This window comes from Methylomonas rosea, from assembly GCF_024505055.1.
In the GTDB taxonomy this organism is placed as follows: Bacteria; Pseudomonadota; Gammaproteobacteria; order Methylococcales; family Methylomonadaceae; genus Methylomonas; species Methylomonas rosea.
In genome coordinates, this window is sequence record NZ_JANIBL010000004.1 from 1 (window position 1) to 17,346 (window position 17,346).

Here is a 17,346-nt window from a genome sequence, read left to right on the forward strand (position 1 = left end):
CCGGGCATATTTCTTTCAAACTTTCCGCGAGCGTGGATGTGCTTGATCATATACAGCCGCTAAGTGCTGAAAATCCAAATGCGTGTATATCTGCGTCGTCGAAATATTGCTATGCCCTAATAACTCTTGCACTGCCCTAATATCCTTACTGGCTTCCAGCAAGTGGCTTGCGAACGAATGTCTTAGCATATGCGGGTGAAGGTGTTCGGCTATCCCGTTTTTTTTACCCCAACGATCCAATCTAAGTTGCACACTTCTTTGTGACAAGCGACAGCCCTGTAGAGAAACGAACACTGCTTGCCCTGAACCAGGCCTATTTGCCAACCAAACCTTAAGCGCCTCAAGAGCCTTCTTACCGATAGGCAATTGTCTTTGCTTGCCGCCTTTACCAAAGCGCACTCTCAAAAAGCCTTCGCTAAAATCGATGTCCGACAAATCAAGCATTACCAACTCGCTAAGTCGCAAACCTGAGGAATAAAACAATTCAAACATCGCCAAGTCGCGGATTTCCAAAACCGAATCTGGCATCGCATTTAACATCCCCATCATCTGATCGACATCCAACACATGAGGAAGCCTTTTTGATACTTTAGGTGCCTGCACATGCTGAGCAGGGTTATGCGCCACTTGGTTAGTTTTGAGCAAAAATCGATAAAAACTGCGTAGCGCCGCAAGTTCGCGCTGAATCGTCTTGCTTCCTATCCCGTTTTTATGGCGCCCGGCAATATAGTTCCGCACATCGCGATCTTGAACTTGCTGCCAAAGCCCAAGCTCTTGCACATTGCAAAAACTTTGAAAACGCTTTAAATCCCGCTGGTAATTCGTCGACGTATGGTCGGCAACACGCTTTTCCGAAACTAGATAACAAAAATACAGCTGCAAGGAGTCATCCGCTTCGGCATGCATGATATTCAATCCATTTGCTGTAGTAATGAAATAAAACGCGTCCCGATAATCTCGCTCATCTGGGTAAGAAATATACTGCCCATACTATAGTGAAATCGCGATTCATCGCGGCTGCCGATTGCCAACAACCCATCAAGCTGCGTAAACACCATGGGTATGATTGCGGCCGAACGGACTTCCGCAGCCACATCCCCGAACAAAAACCTAGCTTGCGCCAAGGTAGGCCGACCGCATTTCGGCTGGTTTGTCGCTAATTCATTGGAAAAATGCTTCAAATTAGCATCATCCGCCCCGACAAATAGATTACTGATCGGCGATAGCGGTTGCTCTCTAATGATTTTAATGGACACGAAATCAGTGAAAAAACATTCAGCTAACACCTCACTTAAATTAGCGACAGCATCCTCCAAAGAATTTGCTTCCAGCATAGCTAGCGTCAACTCATGCATGCGATTGAAGGATGCGTCATTTTCCCGAGCAATATCAATCAATGCGGTTAGTTGATTTTCTTGCTCCTGGTGCTTCGCCCGAAAAATTTCCAGTTGTTTGGAGATTAGCGATATCGCATTTCCGCTGGGGTGAGGTATATGCATCTTCTCCAGCAAATCCAGGTGATTCTGGAAAAACTCAGGATGGTCTTGCAAATAAGCCGTGACATGGGCTTCGGTCAATAAGTCTTTTGGTTCACTGCTCATAACTTTATTTGTCCCTCGAATACCGTGGCAGCCGCTCCCGTCATTAACACAGGATGACCGCTACCAGTCCAACTAATAATTAATTCGCCGCCAGGCAATTGAACCTGAACATTCTGATCCAACAAACCTTGCTCGATACCCGCGACAACAGCAGCGCACGCCCCGCTACCACAAGCCAGAGTTTCGGCCGCACCGCGCTCGTAAACTCGCAATTTGATTTGCCGGCGATTAACAATTTGCATAAAACCAATATTAGCTCGTTCTGGAAACAGCTCATGACGCTCTAGTTGTGCCCCGACAGATGAAACAGGTGCATTTGCCACATCATCGACCCGGATAACCGCATGAGGATTGCCCATAGATACCGCTGCGAATTCGATTTCAATTTCCGCCAACTTCACTGTATATAACTTGGACCGCTCGGAAACCTTCAGCGGTATTTGCTTTGGCTCAAGTGCGGGGACGCCCATTTCAACGGTGATCAAACCTCCCTCATCGAATCGAAGCGTCAGTTGTCTCGCGTCAGTATCAACAGTAATTTCGTCTTTATTGCTTAAGCCTTTGTCGCGCACAAAGCGCGCAAAGCAACGCGCACCGTTCCCACACTGCGCAACCTCGCTACCGTCAGCATTAAAGATTCGGTATTTAAATTCCGCATTGGCGCTGATCGGCTTTTCCACCAATAACAATTGATCGCAGCCCACGCCAAAATGGCGGTTCGCCAAAAATCGAATCTGTTCGGCAGTCAATTGTATTTGCTGATTTATAGCGTCGATCACGACAAAATCATTGCCCAGCCCCTGCATTTTGGTGAAATTGATCATCATAACTACTCAGGTAAAAGCTGCTCGCCAACCCACAACTGCTCCAGCGTTTCTCGGGCTCGAATAAGATACGCTTTATCGCCATCGACCATTACTTCCGCCGCGCGCGGCCTCGAGTTATAGTTTGAACTCATCGTAAATCCGTAGGCGCCCGCTGAGCGAACCGCCAACAAATCGCCTTGTTTCAGCTTTAATGACCGAGCTTTCCCTAGAAAGTCACCCGTCTCGCAAACTGGACCGACAATATCCCAATCCAACTCGGCCTGATCACTATCCCCATTAGCTGGAATAATTTCCTGCCACGCCCCGTATAAAGCCGGCCTGACTAGATCATTCATTGCCGCGTCAACAATGGCAAAGTTTTTATTGTCTGTTGGCTTAAGGTATTCCACTCTGGTTAGCAATATTCCGGCATTACCAACGATTGCACGCCCCGGCTCCAATAGAATTTCAAAACTCCGCCCCGCCAAACGTTGCAGCAAAGCTGAAATATACTCAGAAGGTTGCGGGGGATGCTCATCGCGATAACAAATACCCAGGCCACCACCTAAATCGAGGTGGTGCAATTCAATACCTTCCTCTTGCAGTTCATCGACCAATGCCAACACCCTATCCAACGCATCCAGAAACGGTACCGTTTCCGTCAATTGGGAGCCAATATGACAATCGATACCGACGATTTCGATATTAGGCATCTGTGCAGCACGCCGGTATTCATGAATGGCTTGCTTGATATCGATCCCGAATTTATTCTCTTTCAAACCGGTGGAAATATAAGGATGCGTCTTGGCATCAACATCCGGATTGACCCGAAAGGACACGGGAGCGACAACGCCCAACTCACCGGCCAATCGGTTGATTCGATCAAGTTCGCCGCTGACTTCCACGTTAAAACAGCGTATACCTATTTTCAGCGCCGCCAGGATTTCATCTTCGCGTTTACCGACCCCGGAAAACACAATTTTGTCCGGACTCCCGCCCGCGGTTAACACGCGTTGCATTTCACCAAGCGACACGATGTCGAACCCAGATCCCAGCCGAGCTAATAGATTGAGAATAGCGATATTTGAATTTGCTTTTACGGCATAACAAATGAGATGAGGGTGACCGGCAAAGCCTTGATCGAAGGCTTGCCAGTGTCTTTCCAAGGTATTTCGCGAGTAGACATAGCACGGGGTGCCGTAGTTTTCGGCAATTTCGTCAACAGGAATGCTTTCGGCAAACAGCTCGTGTTGCCGATAATTAAAAAAATCCATGGCTTATTTATCTTGTTTGGGTACGTAAATTGGCGGCGGGCTATCCGGCATATATAACGGGCCGGTTTGGCCGCAGGCCTGCAACAACAGAGCCCAAAGAACTAGAGTTAAAATATTGTTTGTCGTCATATTTGTAACGATTGTCTGGTGAACAGGGAATATAGCATAGCCGACGCCTTAAAAGAACGAACGCAAGGTAGCCGCCCCATCGCGATAAGCCACAAAAAAAGGGGCATGAAGCCCCTTTTTGCCAATTGGTGAAACGACGACTTACTTTGCCGTCATAGACTCTTTCACCACTTTAGGCGTGATAAACACCAATAACTCTTTTTTGGTATCGTTTTTTACACTTTTCTTGAACATCCAGCCTATCACCGGCAAATCCGACACCCAGGGCACGGTATTAAACGATTCCTGAACGGTTGACTCGTAAATACCACCCAACACCACCGTTTCGCCATCTTCAACTTGAACTTTGGTTTTCAACTGCCGAGTATCGATTGGTACCGTGGCATTACCACCTGTTGCCAACGGTGTTCCCGGCGAATCTTTTTTAATGTCGAGCAACATGATTACGCTACCGCTCGGGGTAATCTGCGGCGTAACATTCAACTCCAGCACCGCATCGACCAATTCCGTTACCGGGCCAGTCGACTGACTTTGAGTTTGATAAGGAATCTGCACACCTTGTTTGATAGAGGCTTGCACCATGTCGCTGGTCATTACCCGCGGATTGGATACCAACTCGCCTTTACCATCATCCTGCAGCGCACTGATCTCAAGATTCAAAAGATAATCCGCGCCGCGCGCCAGAGTTAAGGCCAAGGCTCCGCCACTGGAGGCCGCCAATGCGGATCCCAAATCCGACAGAATTTGCGAATTTTCGCTGGTTTCGGCGCCACTGGCCGTCATTCCGTATTGCGTTCCGCTATTTATGTCGGTTTTATGCGCCACACCAAACTTGGTACCTAAATTCTGCGCAAACGAGGTATCCGCTATTACGATCCGCGATTCGATCAATACTTGGCGTACAGGCACGTCCAATAGCTTGATCATTCTGCGTACATCTTCCATAGCCTTTGCCGTATCCTTGACAATCAGGGTATTAGTCCTGGCATCGACAATCGCCGTACCGCGTGGCGATAGCAACCGCATACTTGCTGACCCGCCACCTTGACTATTCTGCCCAGCTCCGGCCTGTTGCGATGCAACGGAGCCACCGCCACCTCCGCAACCACCGCCGCCACTGCTCGCCCCCGCTCCTGATTGGCCGCCTTGCGAGTTATTACCCACCCCCATCAATACACCGCAAATTTCCCCTGCTTTAGCGTAATTGATCTGAATATTTTCGGTTTTTAACGGCTCCAACTCTTCGAATATTTTTTTCGAATCCAGTTCTTCCTGCTCTATTTTCATGATCTCGGCAACCGGAGCCACCATCACTACATTGCCGTTCTGTCTTTTTGCCAAACCTTTGGATTTTAAAATCAATTCCAAAGCCTGGTCCCAAGGTACATCGTTCAATCTGAGCGTAACGTTGCCCGCCACCGAATCGGCGGCAATGATATTGAGCTCGGTAAAGTCGGCTAGAATTTGCAGGACAGAGCGCACTTCAATGTCTTGAAAATTCAATGACAATTTGTTGCCTATATACGGGAATTTTTCTTTTTGCTGCGCTTCCTTTTCCGCCGGTGTCAGAGGCCGAAACTCAACAGTCAGCAAGTTATCGGACTGATAGGACGAGTAATCGTAATTACCGTTGTTAGGTGTTATGACAATGTTGACGCTATCACCTCTTGGAGAGGCTTCAATTTTTTGCACTGGTGTCGCAAAGTCCGACACATCGAAACTCTTGACTAAAGAATCGGGCAACCTGGTATTTAGAAAGCTTAATACCACTTTACCGGCATTTTGCTTAGCATCCACGACCGTATTCGCCGCTGATAAACCCAGCAACAAGCGTCCCTCACCGTTGGGGCCGCGACGAAAATCAATACTTTTTATGTTTTGTTCCGGTAAAAACTTACTAATCACCGAGTCCTTGGCGGCGGGCGTTTGCTGTACTGCTCGGTTTACCGCCGCAACGGTCCCACTAGACTTCAAAACCACATAAAACTTATTACCCTCGATTTTGGTTTCGTAAGGTACTTTTTCTATCAAGTTAATAATAACCCGCGTACGCCCCGACGCCTCCACCACATACACAGTACCAGCGGCACCTTGATTGATAGGAAAGCTCTTTTTTGCCAAATTACTTTTTACGCCGGCAAAGTCCAACGCAATTCTGGAAGGGTTATCGGTCTGAAAAATTTTTGGCGTCACTATTGGCCCATCCATTTCCAATTGCACCTGCACTTGGTTTCCGGCCAAGGTGGAAAACTCTAAGTTGTTTATTGCTCCGTCATCGGCGCGCACCACCGCAACGTGCATAAAACAACCCAGCAACACTGAACACCAGAAACCGAAGCCGGCCGCTTTCCATCCGTTTTTATTTTGTTTAGTACTCATTTCTATAACCCTTTTTCATCGGCCAATGCTAGTGAAGACTGTTGTTCGCGCCAAGTGCCCGGCTTATCAGGTACGATTTCCATTAGCTCTATTTTGTCGTCAAGAATACGCAGTATCTTGCCGTAATTTTGCCCCATATGGTGCCCAACCTGGACTCGGTGGATAGTGCCATCCCTAGCTCTTACCAAACCCCAATAGCCTTTGTCATTGCGCAAAGTTCCAACCATGCGCAGACTGTCCAGCGGATACGCTTCCAGCTCTTCCTTCCGGCGTTCTATATCAGGCTTGATACCGTTTATACCGGAGACATCGATATTGCTGTCGTCATCCTTTCTTTCAATCGACCTAAACGGGTCCCGTAAACCATCGGGTTTGAATATAAACGACTCAACCACTTTAATTTCAGGCAAGGGTTCGATAGCTGCCTTGGGACGTGCTTTTACGTCTTGAATGTACTTGGTCAGATCGCTGACATCGTCGCTGCCGCAACCCGTCATACCGACCAAAAGCACAGTCAATGCAGGCAGGATCGAAAACACTTTCACACCAGCGCACCTCATTGCCCTCTCCTTTTCTTGGCCGCCGGTCCGCCAGCGGCTTGCGCTGATTCACCCTCGTTATAGGTTTTTATGGTTGCAGTCATGCTCATACCATCTTTGCCTTCTTTACCCATCGGCGTCATCACCACATCGTGCACCGTCACAATCCTGGGTAGCGAAGCCAAACCACTGACAAACAATCCCAATTCTTCATACTTCCCGACAACATGGATGCCAATTGGCAATTCAGAATAAAACTCTCTGTTAATTTCGGTGCTGGGTTGAAACAATTTAAACTCCAGACCACTTGCCAAACCGGTTTGGGAAATATCAACCAACAAGCTGGCCACTTCAGCTTTGGTGGGCATTTGCTTCAGCATCTCGCCTAGCGACGCTTCGATTTGATCCAGCTGGTCGCGGTAATCCTGGAGGTTGACAGCCTTTTTCTGCTTAACTTCAAACGCACTTTTCAAACTCTCCTCTTGTTTTTCAAGCACATCCAATTCATCCAGCTGCGGCACCGTAATAAAGTACACTCCAGCCGCCGCTGTTAATACCGAAAAAACAAGTATGACGATGATTTTTAGCGGGGTCGGCCAGCTACCCGCCGAATTGATGTCCCAATTTATTTCAGACAAATTCATTTGACGGCTCCTGGTTGAGGCTTATCGGTCTTCTTACCTTGCTTGGCAGTCATCGTGAAGTCGTTCATCTGGCCGTCTTTTTTGCCTTCACCTTTGATTACAGTCAGTACGGAGGTATTCATCCAAGGCGAGTTATCGATAGCCCGCATGTATGCAGACACTCGCGCATTCGATTCCGCCTTCCCATCCAAAGTCAAAACCGACCCGGCTTGGGCAAATTTCGTCAGGTAAATACCATCCGGCGTGGTTTTGGCCAATTCATCGAATAAATGCACTACCTCCGGCCGGCTTTCCTGCAACTTTTGGATTACTTCAATTTTGGTCAATAACCTATTTTTCTTGTCTTCAATTTCCTTGATTTCTTGAATTCGCTTATCCAAGATGGCTATTTCGTTTTGCAAAAGCGTGTTTCTGCGGGTCTGATATTCTTTAATTCCTTCGATATACATAAACACTACGACCAAAATCAGTGCTGTCACCAAAATACCGGCACCGATACCCGCCACAAAATCCTGCTGCTTTTTTTTACGCAGCTCTTCTCGCCAAGGGAGTAAATTAATTCTTGCCATTAATCAAAACTCCTTAACGCTAAACCGCACGCTATCATCATCGCTGGCGTATCGTTACTCAGACTTTGCGGTTTGACCCGATTAGAAAGCGCCATGTTGATGAACGGATTGGCAATGTAAGACGGGATGCCCAGATCGCGTTCCACCAATTTGTCCAAACCCGCGATTGATGCGCAACCACCGGCCAGTACCAACGCATCGACGCCGCGATTGGCGCTGGAGGAAACGAAGAATTGCAACGATCTGGCGATTTGCTGCAACATGGCTTTTTTGAAGGGTTCCAGCACATCGGTTACGTAATTGTCCGGTAAGCCGCCGTGTTTTTTAGCTAAACCAGCTTCTTCATAAGACAGGCCGTAGCGGCGCTGAATCTCTTCGGTTAGCTGTTTTCCGCCAAAACCCTGCTCCCGGGTATAAACTGTTTTACCTTCATGCAGAATGTTCAGAGATGTCATGGTTGCACCGATGTCGGCAATTGCGACAGTCATATTGCCGGCGCCTTCCGGCAACTGATCAGCCAACAAGGAAAACGCATTTTCCATCGCAAAAGCTTCCACATCGACGACAACCGCCTTCAGGCCGGCATAGGCCAGCGCGGCCACCCTGTCCTCAATGTTTTCCCGCCGAGAAGCCGCCAGCAACACATCGACCATATCCGGATTATTTTTGGTGATACCCTGAACTTCGAAGTCGAGATTGACTTCGTCCAGCGAATAAGGAATGTACTGATCGGCCTCCACCATGATTTGCTCTTCCATGTCCCTATCGGACAATGAGGCAGGCATCGAAATAATCTTGGTCATCACCGATGAACCCGCAACCGCAACGCTCGCCTGTTTTGCCCGAGTACCGGATTGCTTTACCGCCGCTTTTATTACCGCGCCGATTTGCTCTATATTGGTGATGTTCTTATCGACTATCGCATCCTGAGGTAAGGGGGCCACCGAGTAACTTTCTACCCGGTAACGAGCACCGACCCGGCTCAATTCCAACAATTTAACCGCAGCTGTACTAATATCCACACCCAGCACAGCCGACGGATTCCTGCTCAACCAGCTCATGAATGAACCCTTTTTAGATCGAATATGATTGAATTTGGCTCAAGCATGCTCAGACGAGGCTTGCAGAACCCACATGGGCCTGAAGTATAGTAGATTTTTTTATTTTCATCCTCTTAGATAAACCACTTTACAAGTAACTTTAGGTTGTTCCCAATATCAAAAGGGTTTATTTTGACCGGCAATTTGTATTTTAGCAGTGCGTTTGAATTTCAGTGCCCATTAAGAAAGCCCCCAAACCCAAATCTCTGATCAAGACACTTTTTAAGTGGCTGACCTTCTGCTCGTTGGCTTTTATCGGCACATTTCTGATTGCTGTTTATTTTTTCCTGCTCGAACTCGACAAAGAACTGCCGGATATAGACCAGTTACAACACGTTCAATATCAAATGCCATTGAATATCTACAGCCAAGATAAGCTGCTGATAGCTCAGTTTGGCGAGAAGCGCAGAATCCCGACCGACATCGCGCAAGTGCCACCGCAATTGATCAAGGCTTTCATCGCGGCGGAAGATGATCGTTTTTATAAACATAACGGCGTCGATTTCAAAGGCCTGTTGCGTGCGGTGAGCCAATTAGCGCTTACCGGCAAGAAGCGGCAAGGCGGCAGTACCATCACGATGCAAGTCGCCCGTAATTTCCTGCTTAGCAACGAAAGAACCTACTTGCGCAAGCTCAAGGAAATCATTCTTGCTCTGAAAATTGAGCGACAATATTCCAAAGATCAGATTATGGATCTTTATTTAAACAAAATTTACATGGGCCAACGTGCCTATGGCGTAGCAGCAGCCGCGCAAACCTATTACGGTAAAGATATTTCCGAGCTCACCCTTCAGCAGCAAGCGATGATTGCCGGCCTACCGAAAGCGCCATCCATTTACAATCCGATAGCCAATCCTCAGCGCGCCATAGAGCGGCGGAATTACGTATTGCGCCGAATGCTGGATCTAAACTACATAAGCCAACACGACTACGAAATTGCCGTGCAAGCAGTCGATAACGCGGAGATTCAGCCGATAAATGTCGAGCTACAGGCGCCATACATTGCGGAAATGGTTAGGCAAGAAGTCATGTCCATATATGGCGAGACAGCCTATACCTTGGGTTTGAAAATTTTCACCACCGTCCCTAGCCAATTTCAGTTAGCAGCAGAAGACGCTTTGCAAAAAACACTGCACGAATATGACGAGCGCCACGGCTATCGCGGCTTTCCCCACAAGAATGTGCAAAAAAATGGCATTCAACTTACCGACAGTGTTGTTGGAGATACCCGGCAAGCCCTAATAACAGCAGTAGCCGATTCCGGTGTGACCGCAAAACTGCATGACAACACGCAGATCAACATCACCTGGAAAAATATTGAATGGGCAAAACCTTACCCTGAAAAAAATATCGGCACCGGCAAGGCTTTTCTTAAACCGAACGACATCATCTGGGTTAGACAACTAGCAAAAGATGAATGGGCACTCACGCAAATTCCGAATGCGGAAGCTGCTTTTGTAGCGCTTAATCCCAACAATGGCGCGATTTTGGCGTTATGCGGCGGCTTTGATTTTTATCACAGCAAATATAACAGGGCTACGCAGTCCAAACGTCAACCTGGCTCGGGATTCAAACCAGTTATTTATACCGCCGCATTGGAAAAGGGCTTCACCGCAGCCAGCATCATTAATGACGCACCCATCGTGATCGAGGATCCCTCGCAAGAAAACGATTGGCGCCCGGAAAACTATAGCCGCCGTTTTCTGGGCCCGACGTCGTTAAGAGTTGCATTACGCGAATCGATCAATCTGGTCTCAGTGCGCTTGCTGCAGGAAATCGGTGTACCGCAGGCAATAGACACGGCCATGCGCTTTGGTTTCGATAAAGAACAATTACCCGGCACGCTGTCCCTGGCCTTGGGTAGCGGCTACGCCTCTCCCTTGCGCATGGCATCCGCCTATGCGGTATTTGCCAACGGCGGATTTTTGGTAAAACCCTATCTCATCGAACGCATTGAAGATCACAAAGGCAACTTGTTGTTTCAGGCAAACCCACCACTGGCATGCGCCGATTGCCCCGACCAAGATCCGCCTCCACCGAACCGCGCGCCGCGCGCTATTTCAGCAAAAATCAATTTCCTGGCAAACAGCTTGCTGCGAGATGTTGTACAACGCGGGACGGCAACCCAGGCCAAACAATTGGGCCGTAACGATTTGGCCGGCAAAACAGGCACCACGAATGAACAAAGAGACGCTTGGTTTAACGGTTTTGCTACGGATATAGTGGCCTCTGCATGGATAGGCTTCGATAATTCGTTACCGCTTGGTCACGGCGAGACTGGCGGCAAAGCGGCCTTACCGATGTGGATTAAATTCATGAAGGCCGTACAGCAAAACTTCCCGGAAAAGCCATTAACGCAGCCAAGCGGGATAATCCAAGCCTACATCAATCCGGCGGACGGGCTGCAGTTGGATCAGGAAGTGAGAGGAGGTATTTGGGAATATTTCAGCGAAGAAACGGTACCGACGGCAAAATCGACACCAAAATCTGAAGAACCCGCAGAGGATGAAATTTTTGCGGAAGAAGCGTTATTTTGAAGGGCTTTGTATAACTAGGAAGAATCTGGCCGCCAATTGATCGACGGCCGAACAAAACTTCTCGAAAAACCTTTATTTCCCGAATTTTTTACGGAATTTATCAACACGACCCGACGTATCAACGACGCGTTGTTTACCGGTATAAAACGGATGGCAAGAAGAACACACCTCAATGTGTAAATCAGAAGCCAGCACAGAACCGGTTTGAAAAGTATTGCCGCACCCGCAAGTTACGGTAATTTGTTTATATTCTGGATGTATTTCTGGTTTCATAGCGCTCACATACCCGTTCCGGGCTACATACTTGATAGAGAACTGCTTATGATACGATCTCGCAAGGCGATCTGCAACAACTTTGGCTATTCACTTAGCATTCGACAGTATCACTATGATCGGTCATCCTCATCAACAACACCAATAAAATCACTGCCGCTAGACCAATGAGCTCAGAATAGGTAAAGATCAGAGCTATCGCTTAATATTCTGCACACGCCAAAGCAGCAGCAATAACAGCAGGGGCGGAACCGCAGTCAGGCCAGTGGCCACAAACGCGGTGGCATAGGCCCCGAGCAGCCCGTAGATCGGCGTGAGCGTTTCAACGGCAATCCCGGAGAATCCTTTCAGAAATTTGCCAAGCAAGGCGTAGGTTGACGACAGCATGGCGTATTGAGTAGCGGTATAGCCCAGACTGGTCAGGCTCGACATATAGATTACCAGAGCGACGCCAGCGAAGGACTGAGCAAAAGCATCGAGCGTCATGACTGCGGCGAAAATTGCCGTGTCAGCGTTGACGCTAAGCAAGGCGAATGCCGCCGTGCCACACCCCTCGAACACAAGCCCCGCGATCAGTGTCGGCAACAGACCGAGTCGAACCGCACTGAGACCAGCAGCGGCAATACCGAAAAAAGTGGCAACCAGCCCGAATGAGCCGCGCACCCAGGCCACCGTATCCTTGGAGAGCCCCAGGTCGTGATAGTACGGGTTATACATTGGCCCCATCACAAAGTCGGGAAGGCGATAGAGCGCCACCATCAGCAGCATAAGTAGTCCGGTCAACTTGTGGTTGGCGAAGAAGTCGATGAACGGACCGATGATCGCGTCAGCGAGGCCGCGCAAGGTCCATAGCGGAGACTTCTGGTGCCGCACCACCTCGGCGCGGGCCGGCTCAGAGGCGAACAAGGTTGCTATGATGCAAAGCGCCATCAACACCGCCATGGCAGTGTAGGACATGCTCCACCCGATACGGGCCGCGGCCGCGATGATCAAGGCGTCGGTAATGATCAGGGCGACACGGTATCCGACCTGCGCCGCCGAAGTCAGCAAACCTACTTCGTCGGTGTCGGAAGCCGATTCGATGCGCCAAGCGTCGATGGCGATGTCCTGAGTGGCTGATGCGAAGGCCGTCAACAAGGCGAAAGCACCAATGGCCGCCAGCCCGCCCGCCGTCCCGACAGTAGCCATGCCCAGCAACCCACTAGTGACCAGAATCTGGCACAGTAGCATCCAACCACGACGCCGCCCCAAACGACCCAACAGCGGCACATCGATATGGTCCACCAGCGGCGACCAGTAGACTTTGAAAGCGTAGGCGAAGCCAACCCAGGAGATGAACCCAATGGCGACCAGGCTAGTGCCATCGTCCCGCAGCCAGTAACCAAAAGTGTTGGCTGTCAGCAGGAAGGGCAGGCCCGAGGCAAAGCCCAGCGCCAGCATAACAGCGACCTTGGGCTGCTTAAGCTCACGCATCACCTCCAGCGCGGAACGTTTGCGGCGAGCGGCGGGGTTGGTCGCGGTTACAGACTGGGTTTCCAGCGACGGCTTGTCAGCCACAGAAGAGTTGCCATGCGTTGGTGTGGTCATGCAGCAATAATACTTCAAACGAGTAAGCTACGCCCACCAAACTGAAATAGCCGACGACGGATAGAGAAACCTTCTCATCAGCCAGACCGACAAGGTCGTTTACACAAGAGAGAGAGAAATACCGGCGGGAAAGGTGAGAAAAACACACTCAGCGCAATGCGCTGAGTGTGAATAAAGAAAGCGCTACGCCAACTTTGACAGTCTTTGTCACGCGCTTTCCCTGATTTTATTGCAGTTTTATCAAAATCGACGAATTAACCGTTGATTAAATAATGGGTAACGATACTCGCTGCATAACCAGCAGCGATAACCGGCGTCCATTTCAAGTGACTGAAGAAAGTGTATTTGTGATTGGATTGCCCCATTAAAGCCACACCAGCGGCAGAACCTACAGAGAACAATGAACCACCCACACCGGCAGTCAAGGTAACCAGCAACCATTGATACAAATCCATATCCAGATTCATGTTCAGTACCGCGAACATCACCGGAATGTTATCCACCACCGCAGAAATGATACCCACCAGGATGTTGGCGGTGGTTTGACCCAAGCCGTCATACATTGCACCGGACAACAACTCCAGATAACCGATATAACCCAAACCGCCTACCGCGAAGACCACACCAAAGAAGAACAACAAGGTATCCCACTCGGCTTCTTTCACGCGGTCAAATACATCAAGATGCACAGCATCGGCTGAAGGGAAGCGAACCTTTATGTAATAAATGAACAACATCAAAATAGACAACCCTGCCATCATGCCCATGAACGGCGGCAAATGCAGAAATTGTTTAAAGCTGACGGCCAAGCCGATGGTAACACCGAACAGACCGCAAACCACCCAGCCGCCGGGCTTCAATTCCACGACTGCCTCATTCGTTGCCAGAGGCTGACCATTTGGAACTGCTTGCGCCATGAAGAACGCCGGCACCACGAAGTTCACAACTGAAGGTATAAACAGCTTGAAGAAATCGAAGAATTCAGCATAACCAGCTTGCCAAACCATCAGAGTGGTAATATCTCCGAACGGGCAAAATGCGCCACCCGCATTGGCCGCGATCACCAAGTTAACAAAGCCGACCGACACAAATTTTTCATTGTCCGCGCCAACTGCCATCACCACAGCACCGACCAACAATGCGGAAGTCAGGTTATCAGCAACCGCCGACAGAAAAAATGTAATGATACCTGTGATCCAAAATAGCTGTTTGTAGCCAAACTGTTTTCTAATCAACCAAGAACGCAAGGCTTCGAAAACGTTTCGCTCGGCCATGGTATTGATATAGGTCATTGCCACCAGCAAAAACAACATCAATTCAGCATATTCTTTTAAGTCATGCTCAAAAGCCTTATGCAGCTCTTCACCGGAGACACCAGCTTCCTGAGCCAATATCGCCACATGCCCCCAGATAACGGCCGCAGCAAAAATAACCGGTTTGGATTTACGCAAATGCGTAAATTCTTCGGCCATCACAAACCCATAAGCCACCAGGAAAATCAGAACGGTGTATATCCCCCGCTCGGTTCCGGTTAAGCCAAGATTGTGAAACTCTTCAGCCATGGCGATTTCCGGCAAAAACAGCAAGCCGGCCAAAATTAACAGTAAGCGCAACAAGATAGCCCCCTTTATCCTCTATGTTTTAGTCATTATTGAAAGCGGAAAAAACTAACCGGGCATGTTATCACCATACAATATTCTTTGTCATTTAATCCCGGCCAGTATATTATTCAGATACCTAGGAAAATAGTATGTAAACCAAGCATCGCCTTTAAATGTATCAATATAACAAGCAAGATCAAACACTTATCGAAGAGCGCGTTAATGAGTTCCGCGGTCAAACCCAACGCTTTTTAAGCGGCGAACTCGGCCCGGACCAATTCAGAGCCTTACGCCTGATGAACGGCTTGTATGTGCAAACCCATGCACCCATGCTCCGTGTCGCAGTGCCTTACGGGCTACTCTCCTCCAAGCAATTACGTAAGCTGGCATCGGTAGCCCGTGACTACGATCATGGCTATTGCCACTTCACAACTCGGCAAAACGTGCAATACAACTGGCCGGAGCTTAACCGGGTACCCGACTTGCTTGCCGAACTGGCAACGGTGCAAATGCATGCGATACAAACCAGCGGCAACTGCCTGAGGAACACCTCGTCCGACCACTTGGCCGGCATTTGCAAAGACGAAATCGAAGATCCGCGCCCCTATTGCGAGATTATTCGCCAATGGACGACACTGCATCCGGAATTTGCCTTTTTACCGCGCAAATTCAAGATCGCCGTTAGCGGCGCCACGCATGACCGCGCAGCCGTGCAGTTCCACGACATTGGTGTGTATCTGGTAAAAAACGAAGCGGGCGAAATCGGTTTTAGAATCCTGGCCGGCGGCGGCCTAGGCAGAACGCCCATCATTGGTCAAACTGTTAGACCCTTCCTGGAAAAACAACATCTGCTGTCGTATTTGGAAGCGATTTTAAGGGTCTACAACCTGTTCGGCAGACGCGACAATAAATATAAAGCGCGCATCAAAATCTTGGTGAAGGAAACCGGCCTGGAGAAATTTACCGCCATGGTCGAAAAGGAATGGCTCCGCATTAAGGATGAAATGCTGCTGAGCAATGAGCGCATAGAAGAGATGAAAGCGCAGTTTGCACCCCCGACTTACGATTCGTCGGCAAGCAATGACAGCTCCTTCGAGGCGCATTTATCCGCTGACGCCTCTTTTGCAAAATGGGTCAAATACAATACCGTCGAGCATAAAATCGCCGGCTATCGCGGCGTTTACTTGTCATTAAAGGCGCCCGACTCGCCACCCGGTGACATGACCGATAAGCAATTAGAAGCGGTGGCCGATCTGGCTGACCAATACAGCTTTGGCGAAATCAGAAGCACACATCGGCAAAATTTGGTGTTGGCAGATGTGAAACAAGCGGATCTGTTTACAGTATGGCAACAGCTAGACTCAATCAAATTGGCTACCCCCAATATTGGCACCGTCACCGACATGATCTGCTGCCCCGGCCTGGATTTTTGCTCGCTCGCCAATGCTGGATCGATCGGCGTAGCGAAAGAAATAAACGAAGCACTGGATGACCTGGATTACATCCACGACATCGGCGACATTAAAATCAATATGTCCGGCTGCATGAACGGCTGCGCCCATCAAAGTGTCGGCCATATCGGCATTCTCGGCGTCGATAAGCATGGCGAGGAATGGTATCAAATCACCTTGGGGGGCTCATCGGAAAACGAAGCAGCAATAGGCGAACGCTTAGGCCCGTCGGTTCCCAAGGACCAAATTACCGCCACCATCACTACTATTTTAGACGTCTATATCAAACAACGACTTGAAGACGAAACCTTCTTAGAAACCGTCAAACGCGTTGGCCTGGAACCATTTAAAGAAAGAGTTTATGCAAATCATTAAAGATCGACAGTTGGTAGAAAATACCTGGACTTTTATTACCGACGACAGCCCGCTGCCGGAAATCGGCGACATCACCGTAACATTAGTCCGCTGGCTGGCCGATAAAGAACAATTGCTCAAACGTTCCGGCCAAGCTGGTGTGCGCCTCAACCCCAGCGACCAAACTGAACAGCTTGCTGACGATCTGAGCAAAATTGCCGTAATCGAGCTTAATTTTCCGATATTCGGCGACGGCAGGCTTTTTTCGCAAGCCCGCTTGTTACGAAGCCGCGACGCTTATCAAGGGGAAATTAGAGCTGTTGGCGATTACCTGCCGGACCAAGTATTTTATTTAGCGCGAGTAGGCGTGAATGCATTTGAGTTTTCCGACCCAAACCATATCCAAGAAGCTCTCGCAGCCATGAACAATTTCTCGGTACGCTATCAGGCATCTACAAACTAAGACAAAACATAGCGAAACACCCGAAAATTTCAAACGCCA

16 protein-coding genes are annotated in these 17,346 nt (G+C 49.0%); 3 read left to right on the forward strand and 13 right to left on the reverse strand.

The window, feature by feature from the left end:
• Positions 1-15: 15 nt before the first annotated feature.
• From xerC to NP589_RS02090, 10 genes are all read right to left on the reverse strand, one after another.
• Positions 16-906, reverse strand: a complete 891-nt coding sequence (gene xerC / locus NP589_RS02045; RefSeq protein WP_256605541.1) for a tyrosine recombinase XerC — start codon at positions 904-906, stop codon at positions 16-18.
• A 5-nt stretch (positions 907-911) separates the two neighbouring features.
• Positions 912-1,601, reverse strand: a complete 690-nt coding sequence (locus tag NP589_RS02050; RefSeq protein WP_256605463.1) for a DUF484 family protein — start codon at positions 1,599-1,601, stop codon at positions 912-914.
• A complete protein-coding gene (gene dapF / locus NP589_RS02055) occupies positions 1,598-2,425 on the reverse strand; it encodes a diaminopimelate epimerase (RefSeq protein WP_305890908.1) in 828 nt (275 codons plus the stop codon). Before dapF ends, NP589_RS02050 begins: the two co-directional genes overlap by 4 nt.
• 5 nt (positions 2,426-2,430) lie before the next feature.
• Positions 2,431-3,681 (reverse strand): diaminopimelate decarboxylase, encoded by a 1,251-nt coding sequence (gene lysA, locus NP589_RS02060; RefSeq protein ID WP_256605464.1) that lies wholly within the window; start codon positions 3,679-3,681, stop codon positions 2,431-2,433.
• 3 nt (positions 3,682-3,684) lie between these two features.
• A complete protein-coding gene (lptM, locus tag NP589_RS02065) occupies positions 3,685-3,810 on the reverse strand; it encodes an LPS translocon maturation chaperone LptM (protein WP_081607937.1) in 126 nt (41 codons plus the stop codon).
• Between the two features lie 141 nt (positions 3,811-3,951).
• On the reverse strand, positions 3,952-6,189 hold the full coding sequence (locus NP589_RS02070) for a type IV pilus secretin PilQ (protein ID WP_256605465.1): 2,238 nt from the start codon (positions 6,187-6,189) through the stop codon (positions 3,952-3,954).
• A 2-nt stretch (positions 6,190-6,191) separates the two neighbouring features.
• Positions 6,192-6,749, reverse strand: coding sequence for a pilus assembly protein PilP (locus NP589_RS02075; RefSeq protein ID WP_256605466.1), 558 nt, complete (start codon positions 6,747-6,749; stop codon positions 6,192-6,194).
• On the reverse strand, positions 6,746-7,372 hold the full coding sequence (locus NP589_RS02080; protein ID WP_256605467.1) for a type IV pilus inner membrane component PilO: 627 nt from the start codon (positions 7,370-7,372) through the stop codon (positions 6,746-6,748). Before NP589_RS02080 ends, NP589_RS02075 begins: the two co-directional genes overlap by 4 nt.
• Positions 7,369-7,941, reverse strand: coding sequence for a PilN domain-containing protein (locus NP589_RS02085; RefSeq protein ID WP_020483742.1), 573 nt, complete (start codon positions 7,939-7,941; stop codon positions 7,369-7,371). Before NP589_RS02085 ends, NP589_RS02080 begins: the two co-directional genes overlap by 4 nt.
• Entirely contained in the window at positions 7,941-9,002 is a 1,062-nt protein-coding gene (locus NP589_RS02090) for a pilus assembly protein PilM (RefSeq protein ID WP_020483743.1), read from the reverse strand. The genes NP589_RS02085 and NP589_RS02090 overlap by 1 nt, the downstream gene beginning before the upstream one ends.
• Positions 9,003-9,214: 212 nt before the next feature.
• On the opposite strand from NP589_RS02090, the gene NP589_RS02095 reads away from it, so the two are divergent.
• A complete protein-coding gene (locus NP589_RS02095) occupies positions 9,215-11,578 on the forward strand; it encodes a penicillin-binding protein 1A (protein WP_256605468.1) in 2,364 nt (787 codons plus the stop codon).
• Between the two features lie 72 nt (positions 11,579-11,650).
• Here NP589_RS02095 and rpmE read toward each other — a convergent pair whose 3' ends face one another.
• The 3 genes from rpmE to nhaD all read right to left on the reverse strand — a co-directional run bounded on the left by rpmE (position 11,651) and on the right by nhaD (position 15,000).
• Complete coding sequence (rpmE, locus tag NP589_RS02100) at positions 11,651-11,851, reverse strand: 50S ribosomal protein L31 (RefSeq protein WP_081607938.1); 201 nt, start codon at positions 11,849-11,851, stop codon at positions 11,651-11,653.
• Between the two features lie 195 nt (positions 11,852-12,046).
• Positions 12,047-13,438: an AmpG family muropeptide MFS transporter gene (locus NP589_RS02105; protein WP_256605469.1), complete on the reverse strand. Its 1,392-nt coding sequence runs from the start codon at positions 13,436-13,438 to the stop codon at positions 12,047-12,049.
• A 254-nt stretch (positions 13,439-13,692) separates the two neighbouring features.
• Positions 13,693-15,000, reverse strand: coding sequence for a sodium:proton antiporter NhaD (gene nhaD, locus NP589_RS02110; protein WP_256605543.1), 1,308 nt, complete (start codon positions 14,998-15,000; stop codon positions 13,693-13,695).
• A gap of 212 nt (positions 15,001-15,212) precedes the next feature.
• Between nhaD and NP589_RS02115 the strand changes: the two genes are divergently transcribed.
• The gene (locus tag NP589_RS02115; protein WP_256605470.1) at positions 15,213-16,865 is read left to right on the forward strand and encodes a nitrite/sulfite reductase; all 1,653 of its coding nucleotides are present in this window, start codon (positions 15,213-15,215) and stop codon (positions 16,863-16,865) included.
• Complete coding sequence (locus NP589_RS02120; protein ID WP_256605471.1) at positions 16,852-17,307, forward strand: DUF934 domain-containing protein; 456 nt, start codon at positions 16,852-16,854, stop codon at positions 17,305-17,307. Before NP589_RS02115 ends, NP589_RS02120 begins: the two co-directional genes overlap by 14 nt.
• Positions 17,308-17,346 lie beyond the last annotated feature (39 nt).

Bases quoted from the DNA above. Each gene is read 5' to 3' on its own strand.
- xerC (WP_256605541.1), bottom strand. From the start codon at position 906: ATGCATGCCGAAGCGGATGACTCCTTGCAGCTGTATTTTTGTTATCTA.
- NP589_RS02050 (WP_256605463.1), bottom strand. From the start codon at position 1,601: ATGAGCAGTGAACCAAAAGACTTATTGACCGAAGCCCATGTCACGGCT.
- dapF (WP_305890908.1), bottom strand. From the start codon at position 2,425: ATGATCAATTTCACCAAAATGCAGGGGCTGGGCAATGATTTTGTCGTG.
- lysA (WP_256605464.1), bottom strand. From the start codon at position 3,681: ATGGATTTTTTTAATTATCGGCAACACGAGCTGTTTGCCGAAAGCATT.
- lptM (WP_081607937.1), bottom strand. From the start codon at position 3,810: ATGACGACAAACAATATTTTAACTCTAGTTCTTTGGGCTCTGTTGTTG.
- NP589_RS02070 (WP_256605465.1), bottom strand. From the start codon at position 6,189: ATGAGTACTAAACAAAATAAAAACGGATGGAAAGCGGCCGGCTTCGGT.
- NP589_RS02075 (WP_256605466.1), bottom strand. From the start codon at position 6,749: ATGAGGTGCGCTGGTGTGAAAGTGTTTTCGATCCTGCCTGCATTGACT.
- NP589_RS02080 (WP_256605467.1), bottom strand. From the start codon at position 7,372: ATGAATTTGTCTGAAATAAATTGGGACATCAATTCGGCGGGTAGCTGG.
- NP589_RS02085 (WP_020483742.1), bottom strand. From the start codon at position 7,941: ATGGCAAGAATTAATTTACTCCCTTGGCGAGAAGAGCTGCGTAAAAAA.
- NP589_RS02090 (WP_020483743.1), bottom strand. From the start codon at position 9,002: ATGAGCTGGTTGAGCAGGAATCCGTCGGCTGTGCTGGGTGTGGATATT.
- rpmE (WP_081607938.1), bottom strand. From the start codon at position 11,851: ATGAAACCAGAAATACATCCAGAATATAAACAAATTACCGTAACTTGC.
- NP589_RS02105 (WP_256605469.1), bottom strand. From the start codon at position 13,438: ATGACCACACCAACGCATGGCAACTCTTCTGTGGCTGACAAGCCGTCG.
- nhaD (WP_256605543.1), bottom strand. From the start codon at position 15,000: ATGGCTGAAGAGTTTCACAATCTTGGCTTAACCGGAACCGAGCGGGGG.
- NP589_RS02115 (WP_256605470.1), top strand. From the start codon at position 15,213: ATGTATCAATATAACAAGCAAGATCAAACACTTATCGAAGAGCGCGTT.
- NP589_RS02120 (WP_256605471.1), top strand. From the start codon at position 16,852: ATGCAAATCATTAAAGATCGACAGTTGGTAGAAAATACCTGGACTTTT.